This is a genomic window from Sphingomicrobium clamense, assembly GCF_019264355.1.
Lineage (GTDB): Bacteria > Pseudomonadota > Alphaproteobacteria > Sphingomonadales > Sphingomonadaceae > Sphingomicrobium > Sphingomicrobium clamense.
In genome coordinates this window covers 639742-665382 of the sequence record NZ_JAHVAH010000001.1, presented here as the reverse complement: position 1 = coordinate 665382, position 25641 = coordinate 639742, and the positions used below count along the sequence as shown (strand labels likewise).

The 25641-nt window shown below is 64.1% G+C and carries 27 protein-coding genes; 21 read left to right on the top strand and 6 right to left on the bottom strand.

Going from position 1 to position 25641, the window contains the following annotated elements:
• The 4 genes from KTQ36_RS03255 (at position 1) to KTQ36_RS03240 (ending at position 3167) form a co-directional block, all read left to right on the top strand.
• On the top strand, positions 1-828 hold the full coding sequence (locus KTQ36_RS03255) for an undecaprenyl-diphosphate phosphatase (protein ID WP_218632317.1): 828 nt from the start codon (positions 1-3) through the stop codon (positions 826-828).
• 78 nt (positions 829-906) lie between these two features.
• The gene (locus tag KTQ36_RS03250; protein ID WP_218632316.1) at positions 907-1845 is read left to right on the top strand and encodes a DUF2059 domain-containing protein; all 939 of its coding nucleotides are present in this window, start codon (positions 907-909) and stop codon (positions 1843-1845) included.
• Between the two features lie 126 nt (positions 1846-1971).
• Positions 1972-2412, top strand: coding sequence for a hypothetical protein (locus tag KTQ36_RS03245; protein ID WP_218632315.1), 441 nt, complete (start codon positions 1972-1974; stop codon positions 2410-2412).
• Between the two features lie 83 nt (positions 2413-2495).
• The gene (locus KTQ36_RS03240) at positions 2496-3167 is read left to right on the top strand and encodes a glutathione S-transferase family protein (RefSeq protein WP_218632314.1); all 672 of its coding nucleotides are present in this window, start codon (positions 2496-2498) and stop codon (positions 3165-3167) included.
• Between the two features lie 2 nt (positions 3168-3169).
• Here the strand turns inward: KTQ36_RS03240 and KTQ36_RS03235 are convergent, their stop codons facing one another.
• Both KTQ36_RS03235 and ubiG read right to left on the bottom strand, forming a co-directional pair.
• Positions 3170-3817, bottom strand: coding sequence for a hypothetical protein (locus tag KTQ36_RS03235; RefSeq protein WP_218632313.1), 648 nt, complete (start codon positions 3815-3817; stop codon positions 3170-3172).
• A 2-nt stretch (positions 3818-3819) separates the two neighbouring features.
• Positions 3820-4539, bottom strand: a complete 720-nt coding sequence (gene ubiG / locus KTQ36_RS03230) for a bifunctional 2-polyprenyl-6-hydroxyphenol methylase/3-demethylubiquinol 3-O-methyltransferase UbiG (RefSeq protein WP_218632312.1) — start codon at positions 4537-4539, stop codon at positions 3820-3822.
• A 51-nt stretch (positions 4540-4590) separates the two neighbouring features.
• On the opposite strand from ubiG, the gene KTQ36_RS03225 reads away from it, so the two are divergent.
• Both KTQ36_RS03225 and KTQ36_RS03220 read left to right on the top strand, forming a co-directional pair.
• On the top strand, positions 4591-5805 hold the full coding sequence (locus KTQ36_RS03225; RefSeq protein WP_218632311.1) for an aspartate kinase: 1215 nt from the start codon (positions 4591-4593) through the stop codon (positions 5803-5805).
• Positions 5802-6857: an NAD(P)H-dependent flavin oxidoreductase gene (locus KTQ36_RS03220; protein ID WP_255554173.1), complete on the top strand. Its 1056-nt coding sequence runs from the start codon at positions 5802-5804 to the stop codon at positions 6855-6857. Before KTQ36_RS03225 ends, KTQ36_RS03220 begins: the two co-directional genes overlap by 4 nt.
• Here the strand turns inward: KTQ36_RS03220 and KTQ36_RS03215 are convergent.
• Positions 6854-7297: a hemerythrin domain-containing protein gene (locus tag KTQ36_RS03215; protein WP_218632310.1), complete on the bottom strand. Its 444-nt coding sequence runs from the start codon at positions 7295-7297 to the stop codon at positions 6854-6856. The genes KTQ36_RS03220 and KTQ36_RS03215 overlap by 4 nt on opposite strands.
• A gap of 25 nt (positions 7298-7322) precedes the next feature.
• The gene (locus KTQ36_RS03210) at positions 7323-7805 is read right to left on the bottom strand and encodes a hemerythrin domain-containing protein (RefSeq protein WP_218632309.1); all 483 of its coding nucleotides are present in this window, start codon (positions 7803-7805) and stop codon (positions 7323-7325) included.
• 134 nt (positions 7806-7939) lie between these two features.
• Here KTQ36_RS03210 and ptsP point away from each other — a divergent pair, with 134 nt between their 5' ends.
• The 5 genes from ptsP to ftsH all read left to right on the top strand — a co-directional run bounded on the left by ptsP (position 7940) and on the right by ftsH (position 15253).
• Positions 7940-10207, top strand: coding sequence for a phosphoenolpyruvate--protein phosphotransferase (gene ptsP / locus KTQ36_RS03205; RefSeq protein ID WP_218632308.1), 2268 nt, complete (start codon positions 7940-7942; stop codon positions 10205-10207).
• A gap of 78 nt (positions 10208-10285) precedes the next feature.
• Positions 10286-11296: a helix-turn-helix domain-containing protein gene (locus tag KTQ36_RS03200; RefSeq protein ID WP_218632307.1), complete on the top strand. Its 1011-nt coding sequence runs from the start codon at positions 10286-10288 to the stop codon at positions 11294-11296.
• A 36-nt stretch (positions 11297-11332) separates the two neighbouring features.
• A complete protein-coding gene (locus tag KTQ36_RS03195; protein WP_218632306.1) occupies positions 11333-12247 on the top strand; it encodes a tetratricopeptide repeat protein in 915 nt (304 codons plus the stop codon).
• A gap of 4 nt (positions 12248-12251) precedes the next feature.
• A complete protein-coding gene (gene tilS / locus KTQ36_RS03190) occupies positions 12252-13199 on the top strand; it encodes a tRNA lysidine(34) synthetase TilS (RefSeq protein ID WP_218632305.1) in 948 nt (315 codons plus the stop codon).
• A gap of 77 nt (positions 13200-13276) precedes the next feature.
• Positions 13277-15253 (top strand): ATP-dependent zinc metalloprotease FtsH, encoded by a 1977-nt coding sequence (gene ftsH, locus KTQ36_RS03185; RefSeq protein WP_218632304.1) that lies wholly within the window; start codon positions 13277-13279, stop codon positions 15251-15253.
• Positions 15254-15309: 56 nt separating this feature from the next.
• Here ftsH and KTQ36_RS03180 read toward each other — a convergent pair whose 3' ends face one another.
• Complete coding sequence (locus KTQ36_RS03180; RefSeq protein WP_218632303.1) at positions 15310-16416, bottom strand: DUF3667 domain-containing protein; 1107 nt, start codon at positions 16414-16416, stop codon at positions 15310-15312.
• A 79-nt stretch (positions 16417-16495) separates the two neighbouring features.
• On the opposite strand from KTQ36_RS03180, the gene KTQ36_RS03175 reads away from it, so the two are divergent.
• The 8 genes from KTQ36_RS03175 to KTQ36_RS03140 are packed head-to-tail and all read left to right on the top strand — an operon-like array spanning position 16496 to position 21948.
• A complete protein-coding gene (locus KTQ36_RS03175; protein WP_218632302.1) occupies positions 16496-17095 on the top strand; it encodes a nicotinate-nucleotide adenylyltransferase in 600 nt (199 codons plus the stop codon).
• Between the two features lie 2 nt (positions 17096-17097).
• Positions 17098-17511, top strand: coding sequence for a ribosome silencing factor (rsfS, locus tag KTQ36_RS11300; RefSeq protein WP_425600724.1), 414 nt, complete (start codon positions 17098-17100; stop codon positions 17509-17511).
• A 19-nt stretch (positions 17512-17530) separates the two neighbouring features.
• Positions 17531-17965, top strand: a complete 435-nt coding sequence (locus KTQ36_RS03165) for a 23S rRNA (pseudouridine(1915)-N(3))-methyltransferase RlmH (RefSeq protein ID WP_218632300.1) — start codon at positions 17531-17533, stop codon at positions 17963-17965.
• Complete coding sequence (locus tag KTQ36_RS11465; protein WP_218632299.1) at positions 17962-19110, top strand: murein hydrolase activator EnvC family protein; 1149 nt, start codon at positions 17962-17964, stop codon at positions 19108-19110. The genes KTQ36_RS03165 and KTQ36_RS11465 overlap by 4 nt, the downstream gene beginning before the upstream one ends.
• A 47-nt stretch (positions 19111-19157) precedes the next feature.
• Positions 19158-20492 (top strand): S41 family peptidase, encoded by a 1335-nt coding sequence (locus tag KTQ36_RS03155; protein ID WP_218632298.1) that lies wholly within the window; start codon positions 19158-19160, stop codon positions 20490-20492.
• The gene (locus tag KTQ36_RS03150) at positions 20493-20987 is read left to right on the top strand and encodes a disulfide bond formation protein B (protein ID WP_218632297.1); all 495 of its coding nucleotides are present in this window, start codon (positions 20493-20495) and stop codon (positions 20985-20987) included.
• The gene (locus KTQ36_RS03145) at positions 20984-21508 is read left to right on the top strand and encodes a demethoxyubiquinone hydroxylase family protein (protein WP_255554171.1); all 525 of its coding nucleotides are present in this window, start codon (positions 20984-20986) and stop codon (positions 21506-21508) included. Before KTQ36_RS03150 ends, KTQ36_RS03145 begins: the two co-directional genes overlap by 4 nt.
• Positions 21509-21552: 44 nt before the next feature.
• Positions 21553-21948 carry a hypothetical protein gene (locus KTQ36_RS03140; RefSeq protein ID WP_218632296.1) on the top strand — a complete coding sequence of 132 codons (396 nt, stop codon included), beginning with the start codon at positions 21553-21555 and terminating at the stop codon, positions 21946-21948.
• A 4-nt stretch (positions 21949-21952) separates the two neighbouring features.
• On the opposite strand, the gene KTQ36_RS03135 is transcribed toward KTQ36_RS03140, so the two are convergent.
• A complete protein-coding gene (locus KTQ36_RS03135) occupies positions 21953-23707 on the bottom strand; it encodes a DUF885 domain-containing protein (protein ID WP_218632295.1) in 1755 nt (584 codons plus the stop codon).
• Between the two features lie 120 nt (positions 23708-23827).
• On the opposite strand from KTQ36_RS03135, the gene KTQ36_RS03130 reads away from it, so the two are divergent.
• Positions 23828-25090: a putative DNA modification/repair radical SAM protein gene (locus KTQ36_RS03130; protein ID WP_218632294.1), complete on the top strand. Its 1263-nt coding sequence runs from the start codon at positions 23828-23830 to the stop codon at positions 25088-25090.
• A 53-nt stretch (positions 25091-25143) separates the two neighbouring features.
• Positions 25144-25626: a hemerythrin domain-containing protein gene (locus tag KTQ36_RS03125; RefSeq protein ID WP_218632293.1), complete on the top strand. Its 483-nt coding sequence runs from the start codon at positions 25144-25146 to the stop codon at positions 25624-25626.
• Positions 25627-25641 lie beyond the last annotated feature (15 nt).

The window sequence follows — 25641 nt, the reverse complement described above, 5'->3', positions numbered from 1 at the left end:
ATGTCGACTTTCCTGCTCGTCATCATCCTCGGCATCGTCGAGGGGCTCACCGAATATCTGCCCGTCTCCTCGACCGGCCACCTCATTCTCGCCACCGAACTGCTGGGTTTCGAGGCGGAGGAATGGGCGCTGTTCAACATCGCGATCCAGCCGGGCGCGATCCTTGCGGTCGTCATCCTCTACTGGAAGACCTTCTGGGGCGTGCTAACCGGCCTGTTCGAACGGAGCGCGGGCGCCATCGCCTTCACGCGCAACCTCTTGACCGCCTTCTTCCCGGCCGTCGTGCTCGGCCTTGCCCTGGGCAGCCAGATCGACGCCCTGCTCGAAAATGCCGTGGTCGTTGCCTGGGCGCTGATTATCGGCGGCATTGCCATCCTAGTGATCGAGAAATGGGCTAACCCGCCCGCGCGTCCCGACATTCCCGAAGACCAGGTCGGCGGCGCGGTCGCCACCATGAGCTTTGCCAAGTCGCTCAAGATCGGCCTCGTCCAATGCCTTGCCATGATCCCGGGCGTTAGCCGCTCGGGCGCGACCATCATGGGCGCGATGGCGATGGGGGTCGACCGCAAGACCGCCGCCGAGTTCAGCTTCTTCCTTGCCGTTCCCACGCTCACCGGCGCCACGGCACTGCAGATGTTCAAGGCACGCGACGAAATCACCATGGAGGGCCTGCAGTGGATCGGCCTCGGCGCGCTGGTCAGCTTCGTGGTCGCCTACATCGTCGTCAAAGCTTTCATGGCGATCGTGACCCGTTACGGATTTGCACCATTCGCCTGGTATCGTATCCTCGTCGGCGGCGCGGCGCTTGTTTGGCTCGGCGCGATCTGATTTAGCTCCTTACGGGGACTGGACAAAAATCTCACCGTATTATATTAGTAACACGCTTAAATCCTTTGGGGGAATCCAATGAAGAAACTGATCCTTGCCGCGGCGAGCGGCATTGCCATGACCGTTGCCACGCCGGCGCTCGCGGCCGACGTGCCGCAGGACGCGGCGGTCGAGACCGTTGCGGTCGAAATGAGCGATGCGCGCTACGCGCTCGCGCTGGGTGCGGTCGACGCCTACTGGCCGCAGGGCAACAGCCAGTACATGGTCAACTATCTCGCCGGGACCTTCGCCGACGAGTTGCTCTACACCCCGATCGGCGAGCTGGTCGAAAAATACGGCCTCATGGACGCGGTGGACGACATCGCCGACATGGTGGGCGCGATCGAGGAAATCGAAGCGACCATGGAAGGCGAAGAGGGCGACGCCGAGGGCGAGGAAGAAGCCGCCAACCCGATGCAGCCGGGCCCCGAGCAGATGGCCAAGGGCATGCTCGCCATGTTCGAGGACCAACGCCTGATCGACATGCTCGGTGCGCAGGACGAGCATCTCGAAGAGCGCATCACCATCGCGCGCGAGGTCCTCAACGAGGAACTCCCCCCGATGTTCGCCGCCGCCGAACCCGAAATGCGCAAGGCTTTCGCCGAAGCGTTCGCGCGTCGCTTCGACGACCAGGAACTGGCCGCCATTGCTGCCTTCGCCGCGACCCCGACGGGCCAGAAATATGCCAAGGAGCAGTGGGTGATGAGCTTCGACCCCGCCTACTTCAAGGCGATGATCGCCTCGGCCCCTGCCTATATCGAGGGCATGCCCGCGCTGGTCGAGAAGATGGACGCGCGCATGGCGCACCTGCCGCCCATGTTCCCCGAAGACGAGGATGAGGGCGAAGGCGAAGAAGCTGCCGAGGACAAGGAGCCGACGGCGGAAGAACTGATCGCCGAGGCCGAAGAGCTCGAAGCGCATGCCGCCGAGATTCTCGAAGAAGCCGCCGCGCTGCGCGCAAAGGCCGCCGAACTCTAGGGCTCCTTATAGGAAGAAAGGCCGCGTTCCCTCGGGAGACGCGGCCTTTTTCGTGCCCGCTTGCCTCGCAGCAGCCTCTTCCCTATCCTCCTGAAATACAGCGTAATTTCTCCGGAGTATGCGGGAATGAAAACGATCCTGATGGCGGCCGCCAGTATCGCGGCAATGACCACTGCCACCCCTGCCCTTGCGCAGGACGATCCCGATGTGATTGTCGAGGAAATGGAAGAGGGGCTCGACACGCTCCTCAACGATCCTGACATGCCCGACCGCATGGCGACGATGGCGGTTGCGCTGCTGTCCGTGGTCGAAGCGATGCCGATCGGCCAGATGGAGGCCGCGATCGAGGGACGCGCACCGACCGCGGAAGAAGCCGAGCGCCGACTTGGCGACGAGATCCAGGTCGATCGCGACATGCTCGCGCACCAGACCCGCGCGGCGATGGTCCAGAATCGTGAGCAGATGCAGGGCGCGGTGCGCGCCATGGCGCTGATGCTCCCCGTACTGATCGCTACTGCCGACAATATGGCCGAAGCGATCGAGGACGCCGGCATCGACGACCGCTAAAGCGTCGATCCGCTAAATTTCTGTTGATAAGTGGCTGCGCCCCATGGACGGGCGCGGCCATTTCTTCTTATGGCTCTCGCATCATGTGGCAGCTCTTCCAATTCCCGCTCTGTCCCTTTTCGCGCAAGGTCCGCCTGGTCCTGGGCGAGAAAGGCGTTGCGCATGAATTGCAGCGCGAGAATCCGTGGGAACGCCGCGACGAGTTCGTCGATCTCAATCCGGCGGGCGAGACGCCGGTCATGGTCGAGCCCGACCGCGGTGTCACGCTGATCGGCTCGCAGCCCATCTGCGAATATTTCGACGAGACGGTCGACAAGGCGCAGATGATCCAGGGCAACGCGGTCGCGCGCGCCGAAATCCGCCGGCTCACCGAATGGTTCGACCAAAAGCTATTCGCCGAGGTCGTCGCGCCCCTGCTCAACGAGCGGATGCTCAAGCGCGTGCTGCACAGCCAGTCGCCCGACACCAACGTCCTGCGCCACGCCATGCGCGTCGCCAACGGGCACATGGACTACTTCGACTATCTACTCGACCACCGCCGCTGGCTCGCAGGCAACTCGCTTAGCCTCGCCGACTTCACCGCCGCCGCGCATCTGAGCGTCATCGATTATCTCGGCGGCCTCGACTGGCGTGGTCACCAGCAGACCAAGGACTGGTACTCGGTGATGAAGTCGCGCCCGTGCTTCCGGCCGCTGTTGGGTGAACGGATGGACGGCATCGTGCCGCCGAAGCATTACGACAAAGTCGATTTCTAGTGTCAGAACTCCGCAATCCAGTCGGCTGGAGGTTCATCGAGATACTTGACCTGAAACTCCACTTCGCTGCCTTCGTCGAGACAAAAGTCTGAGAGCTTCTCCCTAATCTCTTGGTCGAGCTCAATGCGTAGGGGGTGAATCTCATGGCTGTCGTTTGCGAAGAGAGGCGGAACCAAAGCATCTCCCTTGCAGCAAAGCCATGACAGCCTGTAAGTTTCAATGACATGAGCAAGCAGCCGCTCGTGCTCAGTCGAACCGACGCGGAACATGGCTTCTCTAGCGTGTAGAAAGTCGCCCAACTTTTCGGCGCTCGACTTTAGGTTCACGCTGACCGGGACATGGAAGAGATCGAAAGTATTGGCAGATTGCCGAAATTGCATCTGAACAATCTTTCCATTCCCGGAATTGGCCTGAATGGCATTGTATGTTTCAGATATTTTCCATGCCCTGATCTTTTTGCCCTGCAATTTAACAAGGGCATCGGCATACTCTAATTGCCGTGCCTCCACGCAGCATCGCAATTCAAAGGCAGCGTAGAACAAATTCCTGACATCTTTCTTCCTCAACGCCTCTCTTGCTCTTCTCAGATATGCTCGTGCCGACGTGTAATAGGCATCGGGATCCAGTGGATCCACCAAGTCCAAGTCCATTCTTATGCTCGCCGCGCGCTGAAGATGTAATTCAGCCGCAAGTCTTCGCTCAGGTGCAGTCCCTTCATCGGGCTCGCGGCAATCCCCATCACCTCGACCATCTCCAGCCCCGCCGCGCCGAGCAGTGCGCGCATCGCGTCGGGATCGATGAACTGGTCGTAGTCGTGCGTGCCGCGAGGAATCTTGCCCATCCCCTCGGCCAGCGTGATCGTCAGGAAGCGTGACCATTCGGTCCGGTTGGGCGTCGACATGATCAGCAGGCCGCCGGGCGCCAGCCGCTTTTCGAGCGCCGCGACGAAGTCGGCGGGCTCCGCGACATGCTCGATTACCTCCAGGCAGGTGACGAGATCGAACGATCCTTCGAGTGTTTTCAGCTCGCCCGCGCGATAGTCGATCGACAGCCCCTGCCCCGCCGCGTGACCCTTGGCCGCCTCGATCAGCTCGGGCGCCGCATCGAGGCCCGTGACGTCCGCTCCCAGCCGCGCCAAGGGCTCGGCGAGCAGACCAGCGCCGCACCCGACGTCGAGCGCGCTTTTGCCTTCGAGGGCTTTGAGCGAATGTTCGTCGGCATCGAAATGCTGGTCGATCTGGTCTCGAATGAACTGCAGTCGCACCGGGTTGAGCTTGTGCAGCATCGCACTGTCGCCGTCCGGGTCCCACCAGTCATGCGCCATGCCGCCGAAATGGGCGGCTTCCGATGCTACGATACTTGCCTTGCTCATGGCGCGTCCCTACCAGCTTGTCCCCATATGGGCGAGCCTCAACGCATCGTGATGAAATTCGGCGGTACCTCGATGGCAGGCATCGAGCGCATCCGCCACGTCGCCGATATCGTTTCGCGCGAAGCCGAACGGGGCAACGAAGTGCTCGTTGTCGTCTCCGCCATGGCGGGCGAGACCGACCGGCTCGTCCAGTTCTGCAAGGAAGCCGCCGCCACGCACGACCCGCGCGAATATGACGTCGTCGTTGCCAGCGGCGAACAGGTCACCGCCGGCCTCCTCGCCATGACGCTCCAGAATATGAACCGCGACGCGCGCAGCTTCATGGGCTGGCAGTTGATGAAGGCGAGCGGCGTCCACGGCAACGCCCGCGTCGAGAGTATCGAGCGCGGCCTTCTGGACGAGGCGCTCAGTGCCGGCCAGATCTGCGTCATCCCGGGCTTCCAGGGCGCCACCGAGGACGGGCGCGTCGCCACGCTTGGTCGCGGCGGATCCGACACCAGCGCGGTCGCCATCGCCGCGGGCGTCAACGCCGACCGCTGCGACATCTACACCGACGTGGACGGCGTCTATACCACCGACCCGCGCATCGTCCCGCGCGCGTCCAAGCTCAACGCCGTCACCTTCGAGGAAATGCTCGAACTCGCCGGGGCGGGCGCGAAAGTCCTGCAGGTCCGCAGCGTCGGCCTCGCCATGCGCGAGGGGCTGCGCCTGCGCGTCCTGTCCGCCTTCGAAGACTTGCCCGGCACCGACATCGTCGCCGAACTGGAGACCAACATGGAACGCACCGCCATCGCGGGCATCGCCGCCGACCGCAACGAGGCGCACGTCGTCCTCACCGGCATCGCCGACCGCCCCGGCACGCTCAGCGCGATCATCTCGCCACTCGCCGAAGCCGGCATTTCGACCGACATGGTCGTCCACGCAGCAACCGAGGCGGGCACGGCAAGCGACCTTCACTTCACCGTCCCGCGCGCGAACCTCGCCAAGGCCATCGCGCTGCTCAAGGAGCGGCAGCCCGACCTCGGCTTCACCGACATCCGCTCCGACGAAGGCGTCGCCAAGATTTCCATCGTCGGCGTCGGCCTGCGCTCCGATCCCAGCCTCGCCGCGACCCTCTTCAAGGTGCTCGCCGAGCGAAAGATCAACCTCAAGGCTGCGACCGGCGGCGAAATCCGCGCCAGCGTGCTGATCGACGAGAATGACGTCGACGTCGCCGTGCGCTCCCTCCACACGGCCTTCGGGCTCGACGACAAGGATGTAAAATGAGCGGCGAAGGCCTCATTCCCGAACAGCGCAACGTCGCCCATGGCAGCCATGCCAAGCTCTCCGCCCTGATGAAGCGCGGCACCGACTTTCTTGGCTGCGACTATGCCATCATGGGAGGCGCGATGAGCTGGATTTCGGAGCGAAATCTCGTCTCGGCCATCTCCAACGCGGGCGGCTTCGGCGTGATCGCGTGCGGCGCGATGCCCCCCGACCTGCTCGACAAGGAAATCGCCGCGACCAAGGAGATGACCTCCAAGCCCTTCGGCGTGAATCTCATCACCATGCACCCCGATCTCGACGAGCTGATCGACATCTGCGCCAAGCATGAGGTCAGCCACGTCGTCCTCGCGGGCGGCCTCCCCTCGGGCAAGGCGATCGCCAAGATCAAGGACAATGGCGCCAAGCTCATTGCCTTCGCCCCCGCGCTTGCGCTCGCCAAGAAGCTCAAGCGCTCGGGCGTCGACGCACTGGTGGTAGAGGGCATGGAAGCGGGCGGCCATATCGGCCCCGTCTCGACCAGCGTCCTCGCGCAGGAAATCCTTCCCCACATGGCCGAAGACATGCCGGTCTTCGTCGCGGGCGGGATCGGCCGCGGCTCGGCCATTGCCGCCTATCTCGAGATGGGCGCGGTCGGGGTCCAGCTCGGCACCCGTTTCGTCTGCGCTTACGAATGTATCGCGCACGAAAACTTCAAGAAGGCGTTCATCCGCGGCAACGCGCGCGATGCAATCCTGTCGGTCCAGATTGACCCGCGCCTCCCCGTCATCCCGGTGCGCGCCCTGAAGAATAAGGAAATGGACAGGTTCGCCGCCAAGCAGCGCGAAGTCGCCGACCGCCTCGACCGCGAGGAAATCGCGATGAACGAGGCCCAGCTCCAGATCGAGCATTATTGGGCAGGCGCGCTCAAACGCGCGGTGATCGACGGCGACGTCGAAACAGGCAGCGTCATGGCCGGGCAATCGGTCGGCATGGTCAAGTCGGAACAGCCGGTCGCCGAGATCATCGCCGAACTGGTCGACGACGCCGCCGCCGCGCTCGAACGGCGGGGCTAGGCCGACATTCGCTGCTGACGTTCGGCAAGTTCGTCGGCAAGCGGGTAGAGCTGGTCATTCTCGCGCGCGATCCGCTTGGACAGCGCCGATAGGATCGCGACGAGCTCGTGGCGAAAGTCGGCAAAACCGCTCTCCATCGTCCGCGCGCACGTCCACCGTTCGGCAAACTGGCTGACCGTTCCTGCCAGCCCTCCCATCTCATCCTGGAAATGCTGTACCAGGCCCGACGCATGCTGGTCGCCACTGTCGATCATGTAGGGGTAGAGCGATTGATCTTCGGTCGCGAGATGAATGCGAAGGACACCGAGAAGCTTGGCGAGCAGCAGCGCGATCGCATCGCAATCGTCGCCCTCTCGCCGCGCCATGACCTCCCGGTCGAGCTTTCCCGCCAATTGCTCGATGCGGTCGTGCTGCGCACGCAGCGCGCTGGTTCTGCTCATCTATCCTGCTCCTTATGAGATCGCGCTAGGCGGCGTTGGGTATGGCCACCGGCGGTTTTGCGGGGGGCATCGAGAACTCGATGTCGGCGAGGCTGGCCAGCCGGTCGTTGACCCGGAACAAGTCCCTGTCCTCGCGCACGAACCGTTCCTCGACCGCGTCGATCAGCTGGTGGACATCGACCCGGAAGGCAACCGGATCGCCACTGATCGCCGCGGACGTCCCCCAACGCGTGTTGAACAATTTCACCAGCCGTCCGAATTCGCCGAACTCGTCACGGAAGCGAAGGGCCAGCCGCCGCACATCGTCGTCGCCCTGCACCAACCTCGGGACCAGCGAACGGTCGATCTGTGCAAAATGGATCGCCAGCATGCCGGTAAGGCGTGCGATATCGAGCACGATCGCGAAACTGTCGTCGGGCGTTCGATAGCGATCGACACCCTCGACGATGCGGCGCGAAATCGCCCTGGCGCGCGCCTGCTGTTCGCGAAAATGTGCCGATGGAATCATGCCGCCCTCCTTGCCCCTGTTGAGGCTGACGGTCAGGGCGCAGCGATGGTCAACGGCTCCTTGCGCAAACTTCCGTTACGGACCGATATCGAGCCCCATGGCGCCGCGGCTTTTTCCCTGCTAGCCAACATTTCATGCCCGAGACCGCCGCTTCCGCCGCTCGCGAAATCCTGACCGGTCTTCACGACGTGATGGCCGCCCGGGGTTCGACCCAGTCGAAGCTCGATCGCGTGGTCGATCTCATCGCCGAGGCGATGAAGAGCGAAGTCTGCTCGATCTATGTGCTGCGCGAGAATGCGCTCGAGCTTTACGCGACCTTCGGCCTCAACAAGGAAGCGGTGCACGTCACTCGTCTCGGCCTTGGCGAGGGCCTCGTAGGCACGATCGCGGAGACGGGCGGTATCCTCAACCTCGACGAGGCCAGCACTCACCCCAACTATGCCTATCGCCCCGAAACGGGCGAAGAACATTTCCACAGCTTTGCCGGCCTTCCGATCATCCGCCGCGAGGAGCCGATCGGCGTCCTCACCGTCCAGCATGACGATCCGCGCAAATATGAGGATGTCGAGATCGAAGCTCTGCAGACGGTCACCATGGCGCTATCGGAACTGCTGGCCAGCGCCGGCATTGCCGACGGCACCAAGGGCCGCGCGCGCGATACCGGCTCGCAGCAACTGGCGGGTCTCAAACTCGTCGCCGGCATGGCCAAGGGCGTCGCGGTCTTTCACCAACCCAAGGTCACCGTCGAACATACGGTCGCCGAGGACACCGAAGCCGAGCGGGCCCGCGTCTATGCCGCCTTCCGCAAGATGCGCGAGCAGATCGACAATATGACTCGCGATGCCGAGTTCGGCACCGGTGGCGGCGAACATCAGGAGATTCTCGAGACCTACAAGATGTTCGCCTATGACGAGGGCTGGTCGCGGCGCATCAACGAGGCGATCGACAGCGGTCTGACCGCCGAGGCGGCGATCGAACGCGTCCAGCAGCGCACCCGCGCACGCATGCAGGAAATCGACGATCCGCTGCTGCAGGAGCGGATGCACGACCTCGACGATCTGGCCAACCGGCTCATGCGCATCGTTTCGGGCCGCACCGGCACCGCCGCGCAGCAGGGGCTGCAGGACGACGCCATCCTCATCGCGCGCAACCTCGGCCCCGCCGAACTGCTCGACTATGACAAGCGCCGCCTCAAGGGCATCGTGCTTCAGGAAGGCTCGCTGACCGCGCATGTCACCATCGTCGCGCGCGCCATGGGCGTGCCGATGGTCGGGCGCATCGACGATATCCGCCACATCGCGGCCGAGGGCGACCCGATCCTGCTCGATGGCGATCAGGGGACGATCACCGTACGCCCGTCGCGCGCGGTCGCCGACACGTTCGCGCAGGCCATGGCGTCGAGCCAGAAGCGCCGCGAAGAATTCGCCGCCATTCGCGACAAGCCGGCCGAGACCACCGACGGACATCGCGTCACCTTGATGGTCAATGCGGGCCTTGCCGAGGATGCAGCCAATCTCGATGCGGTGGGCGCGGAAGGCATCGGCCTGTTCCGCACCGAATTCCAGTTCCTCGTCGCTGCGACGCTTCCAGGCCGCGAAAGCCAGTACAAGCTCTACAAGGAAGTGCTCGATGCTGCGGGCGACAAGCCGGTCGTCTTCCGCACGCTCGATATCGGCGGGGACAAGGCGCTTCCCTATTTGCAGGACGAAAAGGACGAGGCCGAGAATCCGGCGATGGGCTGGCGCGCGCTACGCCTCTCGCTCGACCGCCAGGCGCTGATGAAGGCGCAGGCCCGAGCGCTACTCGAGGCGGCGGGTGGACGTCATCTCAGGGTCATGTTCCCGATGGTCAGCGAACCGTGGGAATATGAGGAAGCCCGCAGCCTGTTCGAGGAGCAGGTCGAATGGCTGCGCAAGCGAAAGCGGATGCTTCCCATGGTCACCGAATATGGCTGCATGCTCGAAGTGCCCTCGCTGGCCGAGACGCTCGACATGATCCTGCCGCGGCTCGATTTCCTGTCGATCGGCACCAACGACCTGACCCAGTTCCTGTTCGCCGCCGACCGCGCCGAGCCGCGACTGGCCGAGCGCTACGACTGGCTCAGCCCCGCCATCCTGCGCTTTCTCCGGCGCATCGCGCGCCAGGCGAAGGAGGCCGACGTGCCCGTGCGGATCTGTGGCGAGATGGGCGGGCGCACGCTCGAGGCGATGGCGCTGATCGGCATCGGGATCGAGAATTTCTCGATCACGCCGGCGGCGATGGGGCCGATCAAGGCGATGGTCCGCTCGCTCGATGCGGGCGCGATCACGGCGGAGATGGACCGGCTGCTGGCCGACCCGCCGCGCGATCTTCGCAAATCGCTCACCGGCTGGGCAAAGCGGCACGAAATCGTCCTCGATTAGCCTGCGCCCCGATAAGTCGTTGACAAGCCCCGCCCCCAGTCGTGAAGGTGGGAGAAAGCCGTGTCGGAAAGTGGGGCAATGAACGAAGAAACTCAAGCGCAGGAAGAATTGCCGGGCATGGTCACCGTCGGAGAGCGGCTGCGCGACGCGCGCAAGGCCAAGGATCTCGAGATTGACGACATCGCCAGCCGCACGCGCATTCCCAAGCGCCACCTCGAAAATCTCGAACAGAGCAATTGGGATCGCTTGCCCGCGCCCACCTACACGATGGGTTTCGCCAAGGCCTATGCTTCCGAAGTCGGGCTCGACAAGGAAGAGATTGCCGCGCAATTGCGTACCGAGCTCGACGACCTGCCCCCCGCGCCGGTCGAGGACGGCTATGAAGTCGCCGACCCCGCGCGAAGCTTTCCGCGCTGGATCATCTGGGTCGCGCTGCTCGCGCTCGTGGGTGCCATCGCCTGGTTCATCTATTCCAACGAGCGTACGCTCGGCGATACCGACGGCGAGGATCAGGAATTGCTCCTCGATCCCGAAGAAGAGCGCCAGGCCGCACTCGAGCAGGCCGACCGCGTCCTGCTGATCGCCAACAGCCCGGTCGACATTCGCATCACCGATGGCGACGAAGTGCTGACGGAACAGAGCCTTGCCACCGGCCAGTCTTACGTCGTGCCGGCCGACGCGCAGGCACCCATGCTCGCGGTCAACGACGCGGGCGCGCTGCGCATAGCGGTCGGGACTGCCGACGTTCCGCCGATCGGCGAAGCGGGCCAGAGCGCCAATGGCATCAGCCTTCTGGGGAGCGATCTGCTCGCCGATCCGGCCGAGGCCCAGGCTGCAGCCGAACCCGCGCCGGCCGCTGCACCGCCGCCAGCCTCGCGCCCGACCGCGCGGCGCAGCAGCCCGCCGCCGCAGCGCCGTGCGCAGACTCCGCCGCCGGCCCCGCGCCCGCAGCCTTCCGCCACCCGTCCCGCAGACAGCCCGACGTCGAACGAGAATGACACGCCAAGCGTCCAGTTCGACGATAGCGCGCCGCCGCCTCCGCCGCTCGAGGCGCCGGGCGACAATGGCGGCGACAGCGCGGCCGATTAGTCTCCAGTTCAGCTTCGAATACCCAAGGTCCTATCCATGAAGATTCGCACTCTATTTCTCCTTCTCGCCTCGACCACGCTGGTCGCCGAATCCGCCTTCGCGCAGGAAAGCCAGTCGCGCCGCGAGCGTGACAATCGCGACCGCATCGAGCGTCTCGAAAAGCAGGTCCGCCAGATGCAGCGCACCGTCTACCCCGACGGACAGCCTGCCAGCACCGCAGGATATTATGACGAGCCTGTCGCCACCCGCTCTTCGGTCGATATCCTGACCGGCCGCATCGACTCGCTCGAACGCCAGATCACGACCCTCATCCGCAACAATGAAGAAGCGCAGTATCGCCTCGGCCAGATGGAAACGGAATTGGCGCGTTTGCGCGTTTCGCAGGAAACCGCTGCTGCAGCCGCCGCGGCCGCGCCGCCGCCCGTCGAAGAACCCGAAGAGGTCGATGTCCCCGAAAGACTCATCTCGACCCCGCGCTTCGAAAACCAGGCCGAAGCCGCACCCGAAGTCGACTCGATCCCAGCCGCCCCGGCGCTTGCGCAGAACGACCCGGACTATGAGGCTGCAGGCGAAGACGCTTACACGCAGGGCTTCCGTCTGTGGGAAGCGGGCAATTACGACCAGGCGATCACGACGCTGCGTGCCTTCGAGGCCGCTTTCCCCGACCATCGCCGTGCCAGCTGGGCGCGCAACCTCATCGGCCGCGCCTTGCTCGACAAGGGCGAACCGCGCGCCGCGGCCAACGCGCTGCTGGCCAATTATCGCAAGGACCCCGAAGGCGGCCGCGCCGCCGACAGCCTCTACTTCCTCGGCCAGTCGCTGATGCGGCTGGGACAGCCGGGCCAGGCCTGCAAGGCCTATGACGAGCTCGAGGATGTCTATGCGGGCAATATGCGCGACTATCTGACCGAGCGCCTGCCGGCTGCGCGCCGCGAGGCCAATTGCGGCTGATGCGATGAGCGAGGTCGACCGCTTCGCGGACGATCTCGCCCGCCTGACCCAACCGGATGAACGGATCGGTCTCGCTGTCTCTGGCGGGCCCGACAGCCTTGCCCTGCTGCTTTTGGCGCACCGCGCCGTGCCTGATCGCATCGCGGTGGCGACAGTCGATCACGGACTGCGACCCGAGGCGAAGCAGGAAGCGGCCGACATTGCCGAGCTGTGCGCCGAACGCGGGATCGCGCACGACACGTTGAACGCGACATGGGATGGCGACCCGCCCACCGCCAATATCCAGGCCGAAGCGCGCGCGATGCGATACCGACTGCTCGGCGAGTGGGCCGCCAAACGCGGGTTGCGGGCAGTAGCGACCGCCCATCACCGCGACGACGTCGTCGAAACGCTGCTCATGCGCGCAATGCGCGGCGCGGGCGTTGGCGGGCTGGCCGCCATGCCCGACAGTCGCCCGCTGCGCGACGATGTTCGCCTGATCCGCCCCTTGCTTGGCTGGTCCCGGGACGAGTTGGCCGACATCGTCCGCACTGCCGGTATCCGCGCAGTAGACGATCCGAGCAATTCCGATCCTGCCCACGACCGGTCGCGTTTGCGTACGGCACTCGATCGCGCCGATCTGGGCGACCTGTCTGCCCTGGCATCGAGCGCGAGCCATCTACGACAGGCCGAAGATGCGCTCGACTGGACCGCGACGCGACTCGCTGATCGGCGCCTTCGCGAGACCGAGGACGGTTGGGCGCTGGTGCGGGGGACGATCCCTGACGAATTGCTGCGCCGCCTTCTTCTGATCGGCTTCGAGAGGATGGGCGACCGTCCGCCGCGTGGGCCCGACCTCGAGCGCGCCATGTCTGCGCTCGAGAAAGGCGGGAAATGCACGCTCGGCACGACGCTTCTCGCGGCCGACGGCGACCTTTGGACCCTATCGCCCGCACCGCCCCGAAAGCGCTAAGTCGGCCGGACATTGTAGCTTAAGGCTTTGATCCCTATCTTAGGGCGCAAGACACGCATTCATGACCATTGGACGATATGAACAACAATCCCCAGCCCCAGGGCCCCGAAAACCCGCCTCCGCCCCGCAACAACTGGAGCAAGAGCTTCGTCGTGTGGATGGCGATCATTTTCGGGCTGGTCCTGTTCGTGCAGGTGCTTTCGCCCGCCGATCCCAACGCCGATGCGACCAAGATCGGCTATTCCGAGTTCATGGAAAAGGTCGATGCCGGCGAAGTGAAGGCGGTCAATATAGCGACCGGGAACAGCGGCAATGCCTCAATCAGCGGCACCTATAACGAGGGCGACGAAACCTTCACCACTGTAGCGCCTGCGGGCACCAATGTCGCCGACCGGTTGGTCGAAGCCGGGGTCGATGTCCAGGCGCGCGAGGAAGAGCAGGGCAGCATCTGGCAATATCTTCTGCTCCAGTCGCTCCCCTTTATTCTGATCCTTGGCATCAGCTTCTTCATCATCCGCCAGATGCAGAAAAATGCCGGCGGTGGCGCGATGGGCTTCGGCAAGTCGAAAGCGCGCATGCTGACCGAAAACCGTCAGAAAGTTACGTTCGAGGATGTGGCGGGCATCGACGAGGCTCGCGAAGAGCTGCAGGAAATCGTCGAGTTCCTGAAAGACCCCAACAAGTTCGCGCGGCTCGGCGGGCAGATTCCCAAGGGCGCGCTGCTGGTCGGTTCGCCCGGTACGGGTAAAACGTTGCTTGCGCGCGCCATTGCGGGCGAAGCGGGCGTCCCCTTCTTCACGATTTCGGGCTCGGACTTCGTTGAAATGTTTGTCGGCGTCGGCGCCAGCCGTGTCCGCGACATGTTCGAGCAGGCCAAGAAGAACGCGCCGTGCATCGTCTTCATCGACGAGATCGATGCGGTGGGTCGCCATCGTGGCGCGGGTCTCGGCAATGGCAATGACGAGCGCGAACAGACTCTCAACCAGTTGCTGGTCGAGATGGACGGGTTCGAGGCCAATGAAGGCATCATCATCATCGCCGCGACCAACCGTCCCGATGTGCTCGACCCCGCGCTGCTGCGCCCGGGTCGTTTCGACCGCCAGGTCGTCGTCCCGCGCCCCGATATCGAAGGCCGCGAGAAGATCCTTCAGGTCCACATGCGCAAGGTGCCGCTGGCCCCCGATGTAGATGCTCGCGTGATTGCGCGGGGCACACCCGGCTTCTCGGGCGCCGATCTTGCCAACCTCGTCAACGAGGCGGCGCTGATGGCGGCGCGCAAGGGCAAGCGACTGGTCGCGATGAGCGAGTTCGAAGAGGCCAAGGACAAGGTCATGATGGGCGCCGAACGCCGCTCCATGGTCATGACCGAGGACGAGAAGAAGATGACCGCCTATCACGAGGCCGGCCACGCGATCGTCGCGCTGCACGAGCCGGCGTCCGACCCGATCCACAAGGCGACCATCATTCCGCGCGGCCGCGCGCTGGGCATGGTCATGCGCCTGCCCGAACGGGACAATTATTCCTATCACCGCGACAAGATGCACGCGAACATGGCGGTCGCCATGGGCGGACGCGTCGCCGAGGAAATCATCTTCGGATACGACAAGGTTTCGAGCGGTGCTTCGGGTGACATCCAGTACGCCACCAAGCTCGCGCGCGACATGGTGACCCAATGGGGCATGTCCGACGAGATGGGCCCGATCCAGTATGAGGAGCAGCAGGGCGAAACCTTCCTCGGCTACTCCCAGTCGCAGGGTATGAACGTCAGCCAGGAAACTGCGCGCAAGATCGACGCGGAGATCCGCAAGCTGGTAGAGACCGGCTATGACCGCGCCAAGCAGGTGCTGACCGATCATGGCGACGAGCTTGAAACGCTTGCACAAGCGCTACTCGAATATGAAACGCTATCGGGTGACGAGATCAAAACGGTGCTTGCGGGCGGCGAAATCGATCGTGGCGGTCCCACCGGCCCGGTGATCCCGGCGGCCGGCAGCTCGATCCCCAAGGCCGGCAAGCGCAAGCCCGGCGGCATCGGCGGACCCGCGACGGCCTAAGTCTCGAAAGGCTCCTGACAAGAAGGGCGGCTTCCGAGGGGCCGCTCTTTTTGTATCTAGAGAACGCCCAGCCCGAGCATCAGTCCGGCGAACAGCGCCAGCGTGATGACCGCGAAAATGCTGAGCAGGAAAGTCCGGAACAGCGCGCTCAATCGCCCGAGGCGATAGGCGCCGCGCAGTTGCCGGTACATGTGGATCGGTGGCACGAGAAGCGCCCAGGCGATCCAGTCACCCGCGCCGAAGATGGCCGCCAAGCCTGCGATCGCCAGAACCAGCAGCATCATGAAACTGATCGAGTAAGTCACGAATACCGCGTGGTCGTACATCTTGAATTTGCGGCTGAACGGGAGGAGCAGGAACATGAAGGGCAAGCTCATCGGGATGAGCAGCCAGCTGAGTTTATAGGCCTTGGTCTGCACCTTGTAGAGATAGAGACCCGGGTTCTTCTGCGCCTTGTCGATCTGCTGCTGGAGAACGTCCCAATCGGTTTCGCCGAAGCTGATCTGCATCGGACCGGTCCCGTCTTCGCTCGTCGTCACGTTGGGTCCCACGTTCGGCTCGGGGACATAATCGGGGTCTGCCTCTCGAAGAGTCTGGAGATGCTCGCGTGCGTCTCGGAGCTCGCTTTGCACCCCGGCCTTGGCGCCGGAAACGCCGGGGAAATCCTGAGTGTTGAGTTCGGCAAGCGCCTCCTCGAGACCCTGGATGATCTCTTGCTGCTCTTCGACGGTCTGCGCCTTCGGTGTATTGATCTGCACATCGTCGGGATCGATGTCGCCGACCGATATGACGAAGGCGAACATGGCGACGACCGCGAACAAATAGACCGCAATGGGCGAGATGAAACGTGCGCGCTGCCCCTTCACGTAACGTCGGGTCAGCTCACCCGGCGCGGTGAACAGCATCGGCAGCGTGCGCCAGAACTTGCCGTCGAAATGCAAAATGCCGTGAATGAAGTCGTTGAAAAGTCCGCGAAGCGTGCGGTGCACCTTCACCTTCTGTCCGCAATGATGGCAGTAGGTCTGCCCCTCCACTGGCGTCGCGCAATTGAGGCAATCGCCGGGCCCTGGGACTTTCTCGCCGCCTTCGCCGTCGGGCACGGGTTCGACCGCGCGACCCGCCAGGGCCCCGCCAACCACTTCGCCTGCACCTTCGATGCTCATCACCGTCCCCCAAGCCGTGTTGCCCGCTTCATACACGCACAAGCTGGCGCGGGCCAAGCCCCCATGCTAGCCAAACGCCATGGCGCGCATCGGCCTTCTCGGCGGCAGTTTCAACCCGGCGCATCGCGGGCATCGGCGCATCAGCCTCGCCGCGCATCGCGCGCTGGCGCTCGACGAAGTCTGGTGGCTGGTCAGCCCCGGCAACCCGTTGAAGCCCAAGAAAGGCATGGCGCCCTATGAGGCCCGGATTGCCTCGGCCCGCGAAATTGCCAGGCGCGCGCCGATCGACGTCAGCGATTTCGAGATACGCGCCGGCACCCGCTATACCGTCGATACGCTGGCCGCGATCAAGCGCCGATATCCTCATCACGAATTCATCTGGCTGATGGGCGAGGACACGCTTCCCGACTTCCATAAATGGAAGAATTGGCGGAAATTGGCGGCTACCGTGCCGATTGCAGTGCTTGCGCGTCCGAGTTATGATGACGATGCCCGCGCGGCGCGCGCGATGGGCTGGCTTCGGGGATTTGTCCGCCCCGCTGCCAAGGCGAAGAACTGGACCGAATGGAGAGTTCCGGCGATTACCTTTCTAAGGCTCCCGCCCGATCCGACCTCGGCCACTTCGCTGCGCGCATCAGACCCGTATTGGTATCGCCGCTTTACGAGCGCAGAGGAGTAGATTTGCCCGCAACCGACAGCGTGACCCCGGTCAACCCGCCCGTGCCAGCCGACGCCTCCGCCGAGGCCCTTCACGACATGGTTCTCAAGAGCCTCGACGACGACCAGGCCACCGAGGTGGTCTCGATCCCGCTCGCCGGGAAGAGCTCGATCGCCGACTATATGGTCGTCGCCTCGGGCCGTTCGTCGCGCCAGGTTGCCTCGATTGCGGAAAAGCTGGCGCAGAAGGTCAAACAGGACCTCGGCCTGCCGGTACGTGTCGAAGGCCTGCCGACCGCCGACTGGGTCCTGATCGATGCCGGCGACGTGGTCGTCCACCTGTTCCGTCCCGAAGTGCGCAGCTTCTACAACCTCGAACGCATGTGGGCGTTCGACGAGGACAATCCGCGCAATCCGCCCCTCCCGGGCAACGCCTGAAGAGAATGAGGGGGCGGCGGTGCTGCTGCATATCGTCGCCCGCGGCAAGATCGGTCGAAGCGCCGAGGCCGAGCTGGTCGAGCGCTATCTCAAACGGATCCAGTGGGACACGAAGGTGACCGAGCTGCCCGATGAGGGCGGCACCATTCCCGATCCCAAGATGACCCCCGCCCGCACCGTCGTCCTCGACGAGGGCGGCAAGGTCATGTCGTCGGTCAAGTTCGCAAACACGCTGGGTCGCTGGCGCGATGACGGGGTGCGCGAAACGCAATTTTTGATCGGAGCCGCCGACGGGCATTCGGACGAGATCAAGCGCAACGCCGACCTGCTCTTCTCGTTCGGTCCTGCCACGTGGCCGCACATGATGTGCCGCGCGATGCTGGCCGAACAATTGTTTCGGGCGACCGCGATCCTGTCGGGTCATCCCTATCATCGCGAGGGCGCGCGCTCGTGAAGCGGGTCGCGGCCATATTCATAGCGCTCGCCGCCTCCGCGAGCGTCGCGGCGCAGCAGTCCGCTTTCGACGACCGGCTCGAGGCCGTCCGCGCCGAGGCGCAGGCCGCGCAGGAAGCCGCCGCCGCCCTGCAGCGCGATGCTGCCGCCAGCCGCAACGAGGCCGAGCGGCTGGGGCTCGAAGCGCAGGCTCGCGCCGAGCAGATCGCGGCCGCAGAAGCGCGACTTTCCGAGACGTTGATCGAATTGCAGTCGCTGCGGTCTGCGCGCGCGCAGATCGAGGAGCGGCTGACCACCGAGCGGCGCCCCCTCGCTTTCCTCACCGCGGGACTGGCGACGCTGTCGCGCCAGCCGCCGCTCGCAAGCATCGCCGACGCGCGCTCGACCGACGAACTCGTTCGCCTCCAGCTGCTGATCGGTGCGAGCATTCCGGCCATCGAGCAGCGCACTGCCGCGCTCGAAACCGACCTCGCCGACTTGACGCGGCTCGACGAAGCGGCGCGCCTGGCTCAGGTCGAGCTGGAGGATCGCCGCGAGGCGCTCGCCGTCGAGCGTGAGCGTTTCGCCGAGGCGGAGGCCCGTCAGCGCGCCTCGCTTGCCGCGATCGAGGCCGCGGCATTCGATGCCGACCGGCGCGGTATCGCGGTGCGCGAAGATCTCGCCGAGTTGGAGGACGAATCGACCCGCCGTGCCAAGGCGGAGGCAGAAGCCCGCGCGCTTGCCACCTATCCGGCCCCGCCGATCGCGGCGCGCAAGGGCGGCCCTGTCGACGAGCTCCCGCCCTTTTCCTATCGCCTGCCTGCCGATGCGCGCGTCGTCGCGGGACTCGGCAGCATCAGCGAAGACGGCATCCGTGCACGCGGCCTGACGCTCGCTACCCGGCGCGGCACTGCGGTCGTCGCGCCTGCCGATGGGCGCATCGGCTATGTCGGGCCCTTCCGGGGTCGGGACGGGGTGATGGTGATCGACCATGGCGGCGGCTGGCTCAGCTTGCTGACCGATGTCCGGAGCCGCCTTGCCGAGGGCGACACCGTCGAGCAAGGCGCACCGCTTGGCCGCACGATTGGCCCGCTCGGCGTCGAACTCTGGCAGGAGGGACGACCGCGATCCCCTGCCCTCATCGCAGGTTCATCTGACTCATTGTGAAATGACCGCCAGAGCGGCTAGAGTCGGATCCAAGGAGACATACGCGAATGAAACTCAAGAATCTGGCCATTCCTGCCGCCGCGCTTGCCGGTGCCGCCGCCATGGCGATCCTGCCCGGCCAGGGAGCGGTCGCGCAGGACCAGGACACCTATCGCGAGCTCGAGAATTTCCTCACCGTGTTCGAGCGCATTCGCGCCAACTATGTCGAGGAAGTCGACGATCACGAGCTGATCAAGGGCGCCATCGACGGCATGCTGTCGAGCCTGGACCCGCACAGCGCCTATGTCGAAGCCTCCGATTTCCAGACCATGCGCCTCACCACCGACGGCAATTATGGCGGGCTCGGCCTGACCGTGTCGATGCGCGACGGCGCCGTGGTCGTGATCGCGCCGACCGAAGACACGCCCGCCGACAAGGCCGGGGTCAAAGCCGGCGACTATATCACCCACCTCAACGGCGACCTGCTGTTCGGCATGAGCCTCGATGAATCGGTCGACATGATGCGCGGCGAGCCGGGCACGACGGTTACGATCACCATCGTGCGTCCCGGCCGCGACAAGCCGTTCGACGTCGAGATCACGCGCGACATCATCGACCTGCGTCCCGTGAAGTGGGAAGTCACCGACGGGGTCGGGATCATCAACCTCAACCGCTTCTCCGCCAATGCCGGCGCCGAAGTGGCCGAAGCGATCCGCGGGATCGAGAAGGCCCATGGCGGCCGCCCGCGCGGCTATATCCTCGACATGCGCTCCAACCCGGGCGGCTTGCTCGACCAGGCGATCGAGGTCTCGGACCTGTTCCTCGAAAGCGGAGAGATCGTTTCGGAGCGTGGTCGTCGCAAGGACGATATCGAGCGTTTCTATGCGACCAAGGGCGACCTGACCGAGGGCGCGCCGATCATCGTGTTGCAGGATGCCGGTTCGGCCTCTGCTTCGGAAATCGTCGCCGGCGCGCTCCAGGATCACCGCCGTGCGGTGGTGATGGGCGAAACCAGCTTCGGCAAGGGCAGCGTTCAGACGGTCATCCAGACCGGGCCGGAAGCCGCGCTTCGCCTGACCACGGCGCGCTACTACACGCCGTCGGGCAAGTCGGTGCAGGCGGGCGGGATCGAGCCCGACATCGCGGTGCCGCAGCTGTCCGATCCGGACTGGTTCGACCGCCCGGTGTTCCGCGAAGCCGACCTTCGTCGCCACCTCGTGGCGCAGGAAGGTGTCGAGGATGCGGTGCTCGAAGAAGACGGCACCGACGATCCGCGCTTCACCGAGACGGCAGAAAGCCTCGAGGAAAAGGGCATCGAGGACTACCAGCTCCACTATGCGCTCAAGACGCTCGAGCGGGTCGCGATGGCGACGACGTCGGGCACTGCGGGAGGCCGCAACTAGATGCTCGCCAAGACGGCGCCCAAGGGTGCGATCGGTCTCGATACGCTGCGGCTGCTGACGCTTGCCGTCCCGTCGCTCTTGCTGCTGGGCGCGCTCGGCAGCGAAGTGATCGGCGGCCTGCATCCTTGCGAAATGTGCATCTGGCAGCGCTGGCCGCATGGCATCGCCGCGGTCCTAGCGCTAGGCGCGATGGTGGTTCATACGCGACCCGAACTCAGCCGCAAGCTGACCCTCGCCGCAATCGTGATGATCGCCGTATCGGGCGCCATCGCGGTATTCCACGCGGGCGTCGAGCAGAAGTGGTGGGAGGGTCTGACGACCTGCACCGCCGGCGGCGGCAGCACGATGGACGACATATTCAACGCGCCACTGGTGCGCTGCGACGAAATTCTCTGGTCGTGGATGGGCCTGTCGCTGGCAGGCTGGAACGCGGTCATCTCGCTGGGCAGCGCGGCAATTTTGGGTTGGCTCACCATGACGAAAGTTGCGCGATGAGCGATACGTCCCCGCCTGATACCGAAAGCATGATCCGCGTCGACCATGCCGGAGAGTTCGGCGCCACGCGCATCTATGCGGGGCAGTTGGCTGTCCTTGGCAAGTCGTCGCCCGCCGCGCACGAAATCGCGCGCATGGCCGCACAGGAAGACCGCCACCTTGCCCGCTTCGATCGTTACATTGCCGAGCGTGGTGTGCGACCGACTGCGCTCCAGCCGATTTGGAATGTCGCCGGCTTTGCTCTCGGTGCAGCCACCGCTTTGATTAGTGAAAAGGCCGCGATGGCCTGCACCGATGCGGTCGAGACCGAGATCGACAAGCATTATAGGGAGCAGCTTGAGGCGCTGGGCGATCATGACCCCGAGCTTGCCGCGGACATCACCCAGTTTCGCGCAGAAGAACTCGAACATCTCGATAAGGCGCGCGAGCATGGCGCCGAGGAAGCGCCGGCCTACCCGCTTCTCACCGGCATGATCCGTGCGGGCTGCCGCGTCGCGATCGAATTGTCGAAACGGATTTGACCGGGCGCGCGTTGATCCGCCGCCCCTGAGTAAAGGAATATCGCATGGCCAAGCTTCTCTGGATTGCCGGCACCGCCGTCCTCGCAAGTGGTTTCGTCGCCGCGCCGACCGTCGCGCAGGATCGCCCGATCGCGCGCATCGTCGTATTCGGGGACGATCCCTGTCCGCGTTCGACCGACGACGAGATCGTCGTGTGCGCCCGCAAGGACGAGAGCGAACGCTTCCGCATCCCGGAGCAATTGCGCGACAATAGCGACCGCCAGGCCAACCAGAGCTGGGCCGCGCGCGCGCAATATCTCGAAACCCATAATTCCACCGGCATGCGTCAATGCTCGCCGGTCGGCCCGGGCGGCTTCGTCGGCTGCATGCAGGAGATGATCTCCTCGAACGACGAACGCCGCGAGGAAATCGACGAGGTCAACAAGGTGCCCGAGGACTAAGTCCTCAGGCGCCGGCCTTCACCTCCGCGATCCAGTCCTTCACCTGCATTTCAAGCACGTCGAGCGGCACGGCGCCCTGCAGCAGGACCGTGTCGTGAAAGTCCTTCAGACTGAACGCGTCGCCCAATTCCTCTTCGGCCAGGCTGCGCAGCTCGCGGATTTTCAGTTCGCCGATCTTGTAGGCGAGGGCTTGCCCCGGCCATGAGATGTACCGATTGACCTCGGCCTCGATGTTGGCGGGGCTGAGCGCTGTGTTGTCGAGCATGAAGTCCATGGCCTGCTGCTTGCTCCAGCCCTTCGAATGGATGCCGGTATCGACTACCAGCCGCGTCGCGCGCCACATTTCGTAGCTCAGACGCCCCATATCCTTGGCCGGCGTGTCGTAGAGCCCCATCTCGATCCCGAGACGCTCGGAATAGAGGCCCCAACCTTCGGTAAACGCGGTAAAGCCGGTCCCGCGCTTGCGCCACATCGGCATGTCCAGCTCCTGCTGCAGCGCGATTTGGTGATGATGGCCCGGCACGCCTTCATGCACCGTCAGCGCGGGAACTTCCCATAGCGGCCGCTGGTCGAGCTTCGAGGTATTGACGTAATAGGTCCCGGCGATGCCGTTCGCCGGGCTTCCCGGATTATAATAGGCAGTCGTCGTCCCTTCCGCGATCTCCGCAGGGATTTCACGGATGCCGTAAGGAAGCCGCGGCAGCGTCCCGAACAGGGTCGGCATCAGCCCGTCCATTTTCTTCGCCTCGCGCGCGACATACTGCATCAGCGCTTCGGGCGTCTTCGCGTAATATTTGGGGTTGGTGCGAAGGTCCTCGATGAATGCCTCGCGCGTCCCGAACCCGGCTTCGGCAGCGACTTCCTCCATCTCCGCACGGATGCGCGCCACTTCGGACAGGCCGAGCTGGTGAATCTCGTCCGCGCTCATGTCGGTGGTGGTGAACTGTCGCACGCGGAAATTGTAATAGTCAGCCCCGCCCGGCTGCGCGGAAATGCCCGGCTCGGTCGCGCAATTGGGCGCATAGTCGTCGACATACCAGCGCGCGTGGGTTTCGTAGGCTTCGCGCAGCTCGTTATCGATCAGGCTGACCGCCTCAGCCTGCAGCTCTGCCCAGCGTACTTCGGGAACGAAGCTCGGTCGTTCGCGATCAAACGGCTCGTAGAAGCGCGTCCCCGTCGCATCGTCACCGATCACGCCGGTGATCGACTGCTCGAAATTGGCCATCGCTACGCACGGCAGCGTGTAGCCACCCGCCACCGCCTGCCGAGACACTTCGATCGACGTCGCGTTGAGTTCCGGATAGGCCGCCAGCCGCTTGAGATAATTCTCGTAATCCGCAACCTCGTCGAAGGTCAGGTTGCGCGCGAGCCCCGCCACCGACTGGTGCCAGCCGCCCCGATTCGTGAACAGCATCAGCCGCTGACCGTAGCTATTTCCTTCGATCGCGCTGCGCAGCGTGCGCTCGAGGATTGCCTTGCCAGTGCGGTCTTCCTTGGACAGGTCGTCGGACAGGATCGCTTCGAGCTCTTCGAGCATCTCGGTCGCGATCGCTGCGTTGCGATCCATCGCTTCGATCGAATTGTCCCACAGCCTGTCGTCATAGTCCGTGACGCCCACCGAGGTCGCAAGCGTCGGGCTGTTCTCGAGGACATAGGCCCAGTAGCGGTCGGTCAGCGCCTCGAAATCCTCGGTCGGATCGGCGGCAGCGGGCGTAGCCAGCGACAGGCCGGCGGCGAGGGCGAGGATCGAAACGCGCATGAAAGTCTCCCTGTTCGTTGCGCGGGACCCTAGGCGCACCCCGGACGAACCGGAAGAATTTTTCGACCTATGTCGGCTAGGAGTCTTTTATCGCGACGCGTGAGAACGTAGAGTGAACAGATGGCCCGCCTGGACACTCGCGAAAAGCTCTCGATTCTCGCCGATGCGGCGAAATACGACGCGTCGTGCGCGTCGTCGGGTTCGTCCAAGCGCGACAGTCGGGGCGGCACGGGCGTGGGCTCGACCGAGGGCATGGGCATCTGTCACGCCTATGCGCCCGACGGACGCTGTATCAGCCTGCTCAAGATCCTCCTCACCAACAGCTGCATTTTCGACTGCCATTATTGCATCAATCGTAAGAGCTCGAACGTGCGCCGCGCACGCTTCACGGTCGAGGAAGTCGTCCAGCTCACCCTGAACTTCTACAAGCGAAACTATATTGAGGGTCTGTTCCTTTCGAGCGGGATTATCAAGTCGTCCAACTATACGATGGAGCAGATGGTCGAGGTTGCGCGGCAGCTTCGCGACGTGCACGACTTTCGCGGCTACATTCATCTCAAGACCATTCCCGATGCTGATCCGGAGCTGGTTCATCAGGCAGGCCTTTACGCCGACCGTGTTTCGATCAACGTCGAACTCCCCACGCGGCAGGGTCTGACACGGCTCGCGCCCGAAAAGGACGAGAAGCGGATCGAGACGGCGATGCGCAATACGAAGTCCGACATCGCCGACAACAAGGATGCGCGAAAAAAATATCGCTCCGCGCCTCGCTATGCACCCGGCGGTCAGTCGACCCAGATGATCGTGGGCGCCGACGACGCGAATGATGGCGCGATCGTGACAAAGGCGCGCAGCCTGTACGACCGTTTCTCGCTGCGCCGGGTCTATTACAGCGCTTTCTCCCCCATTCCCGAGCCGAGTGCGGTGCTCCCGCTCAAACGACCCCCGTTGATGCGAGAGCACCGCCTCTACCAGTCCGACTGGCTGATGCGCTTCTATGGTTTCAAGCCGCAGGAAGTCGTTGCGGCGACCGACGAAAAGGGGATGCTGCCGCTCGACATCGACCCCAAGCTCGCTTGGGCGCTCAAGTTTCGCGAGAGCTTTCCCGTCGACGTCAATCGCGCGACGAAGGAAGAGTTGCTGCGCGTCCCCGGCCTCGGAACGAAGGCAGTCGGGCGCATCCTTTCCTCGCGGCGCTTCCGGACCTTGCGGCTCGACGACGTGGCGCGGCTGACCGTGTCGGTGAAGAAGGTGCGGCCTTTCATCATCACCTCGGACTGGCGCCCGACGCTGCTGACGGACCGAGCCGATCTGAAGGCGCTGATCGCCCCACCCGCCGCACAACTCGACCTGTTCGCCCACCATGGACCAAAGGCCGCCTGAACTCTTCCCGCCTCCAACGCGTTGGTAGGGAAAGAAAAAAGGAGTTTCGACAAATGGCCGAAGAGACAATTTTCAAACGGTTGAAAGAAGATCACGACAAGCATCGCGAGATGCTCACGCGGATGACGGTGTCGCAGGACCCGGACGACCGCAAGGCGCTCTTCGAGAACTTCAAGGTGGAAGTGAAGGCGCATGCCGCCGCGGAGGAAGAAACGCTCTATTCGACGATGCTGGCCGATCCCGACCTGCGCCACGACGGGCAGCACAGCGTCGCCGAACATAAGGAACTCGACGACCTCATCATGAAGATGGAAAAGCTCGATCCGTCGAGCCGCGAGTGGAGCGAGAAGCTCAAGAAGCTGAGTCACGATTATCTCCACCACATCGAGGAAGAAGAGAAGGACATGTTTCCTGCGGCAGCCGACGAGCTGAGCCGCAAGGAAGAAGTCGAGCTCAAGGACAAGTTCGAAGAGCGCAAGCCTGAAGAATATCAACGGGCGCTCGAGGGCGTCGATGAAGGCGACGATAGGGAATAGATGAGCTGGATCCTG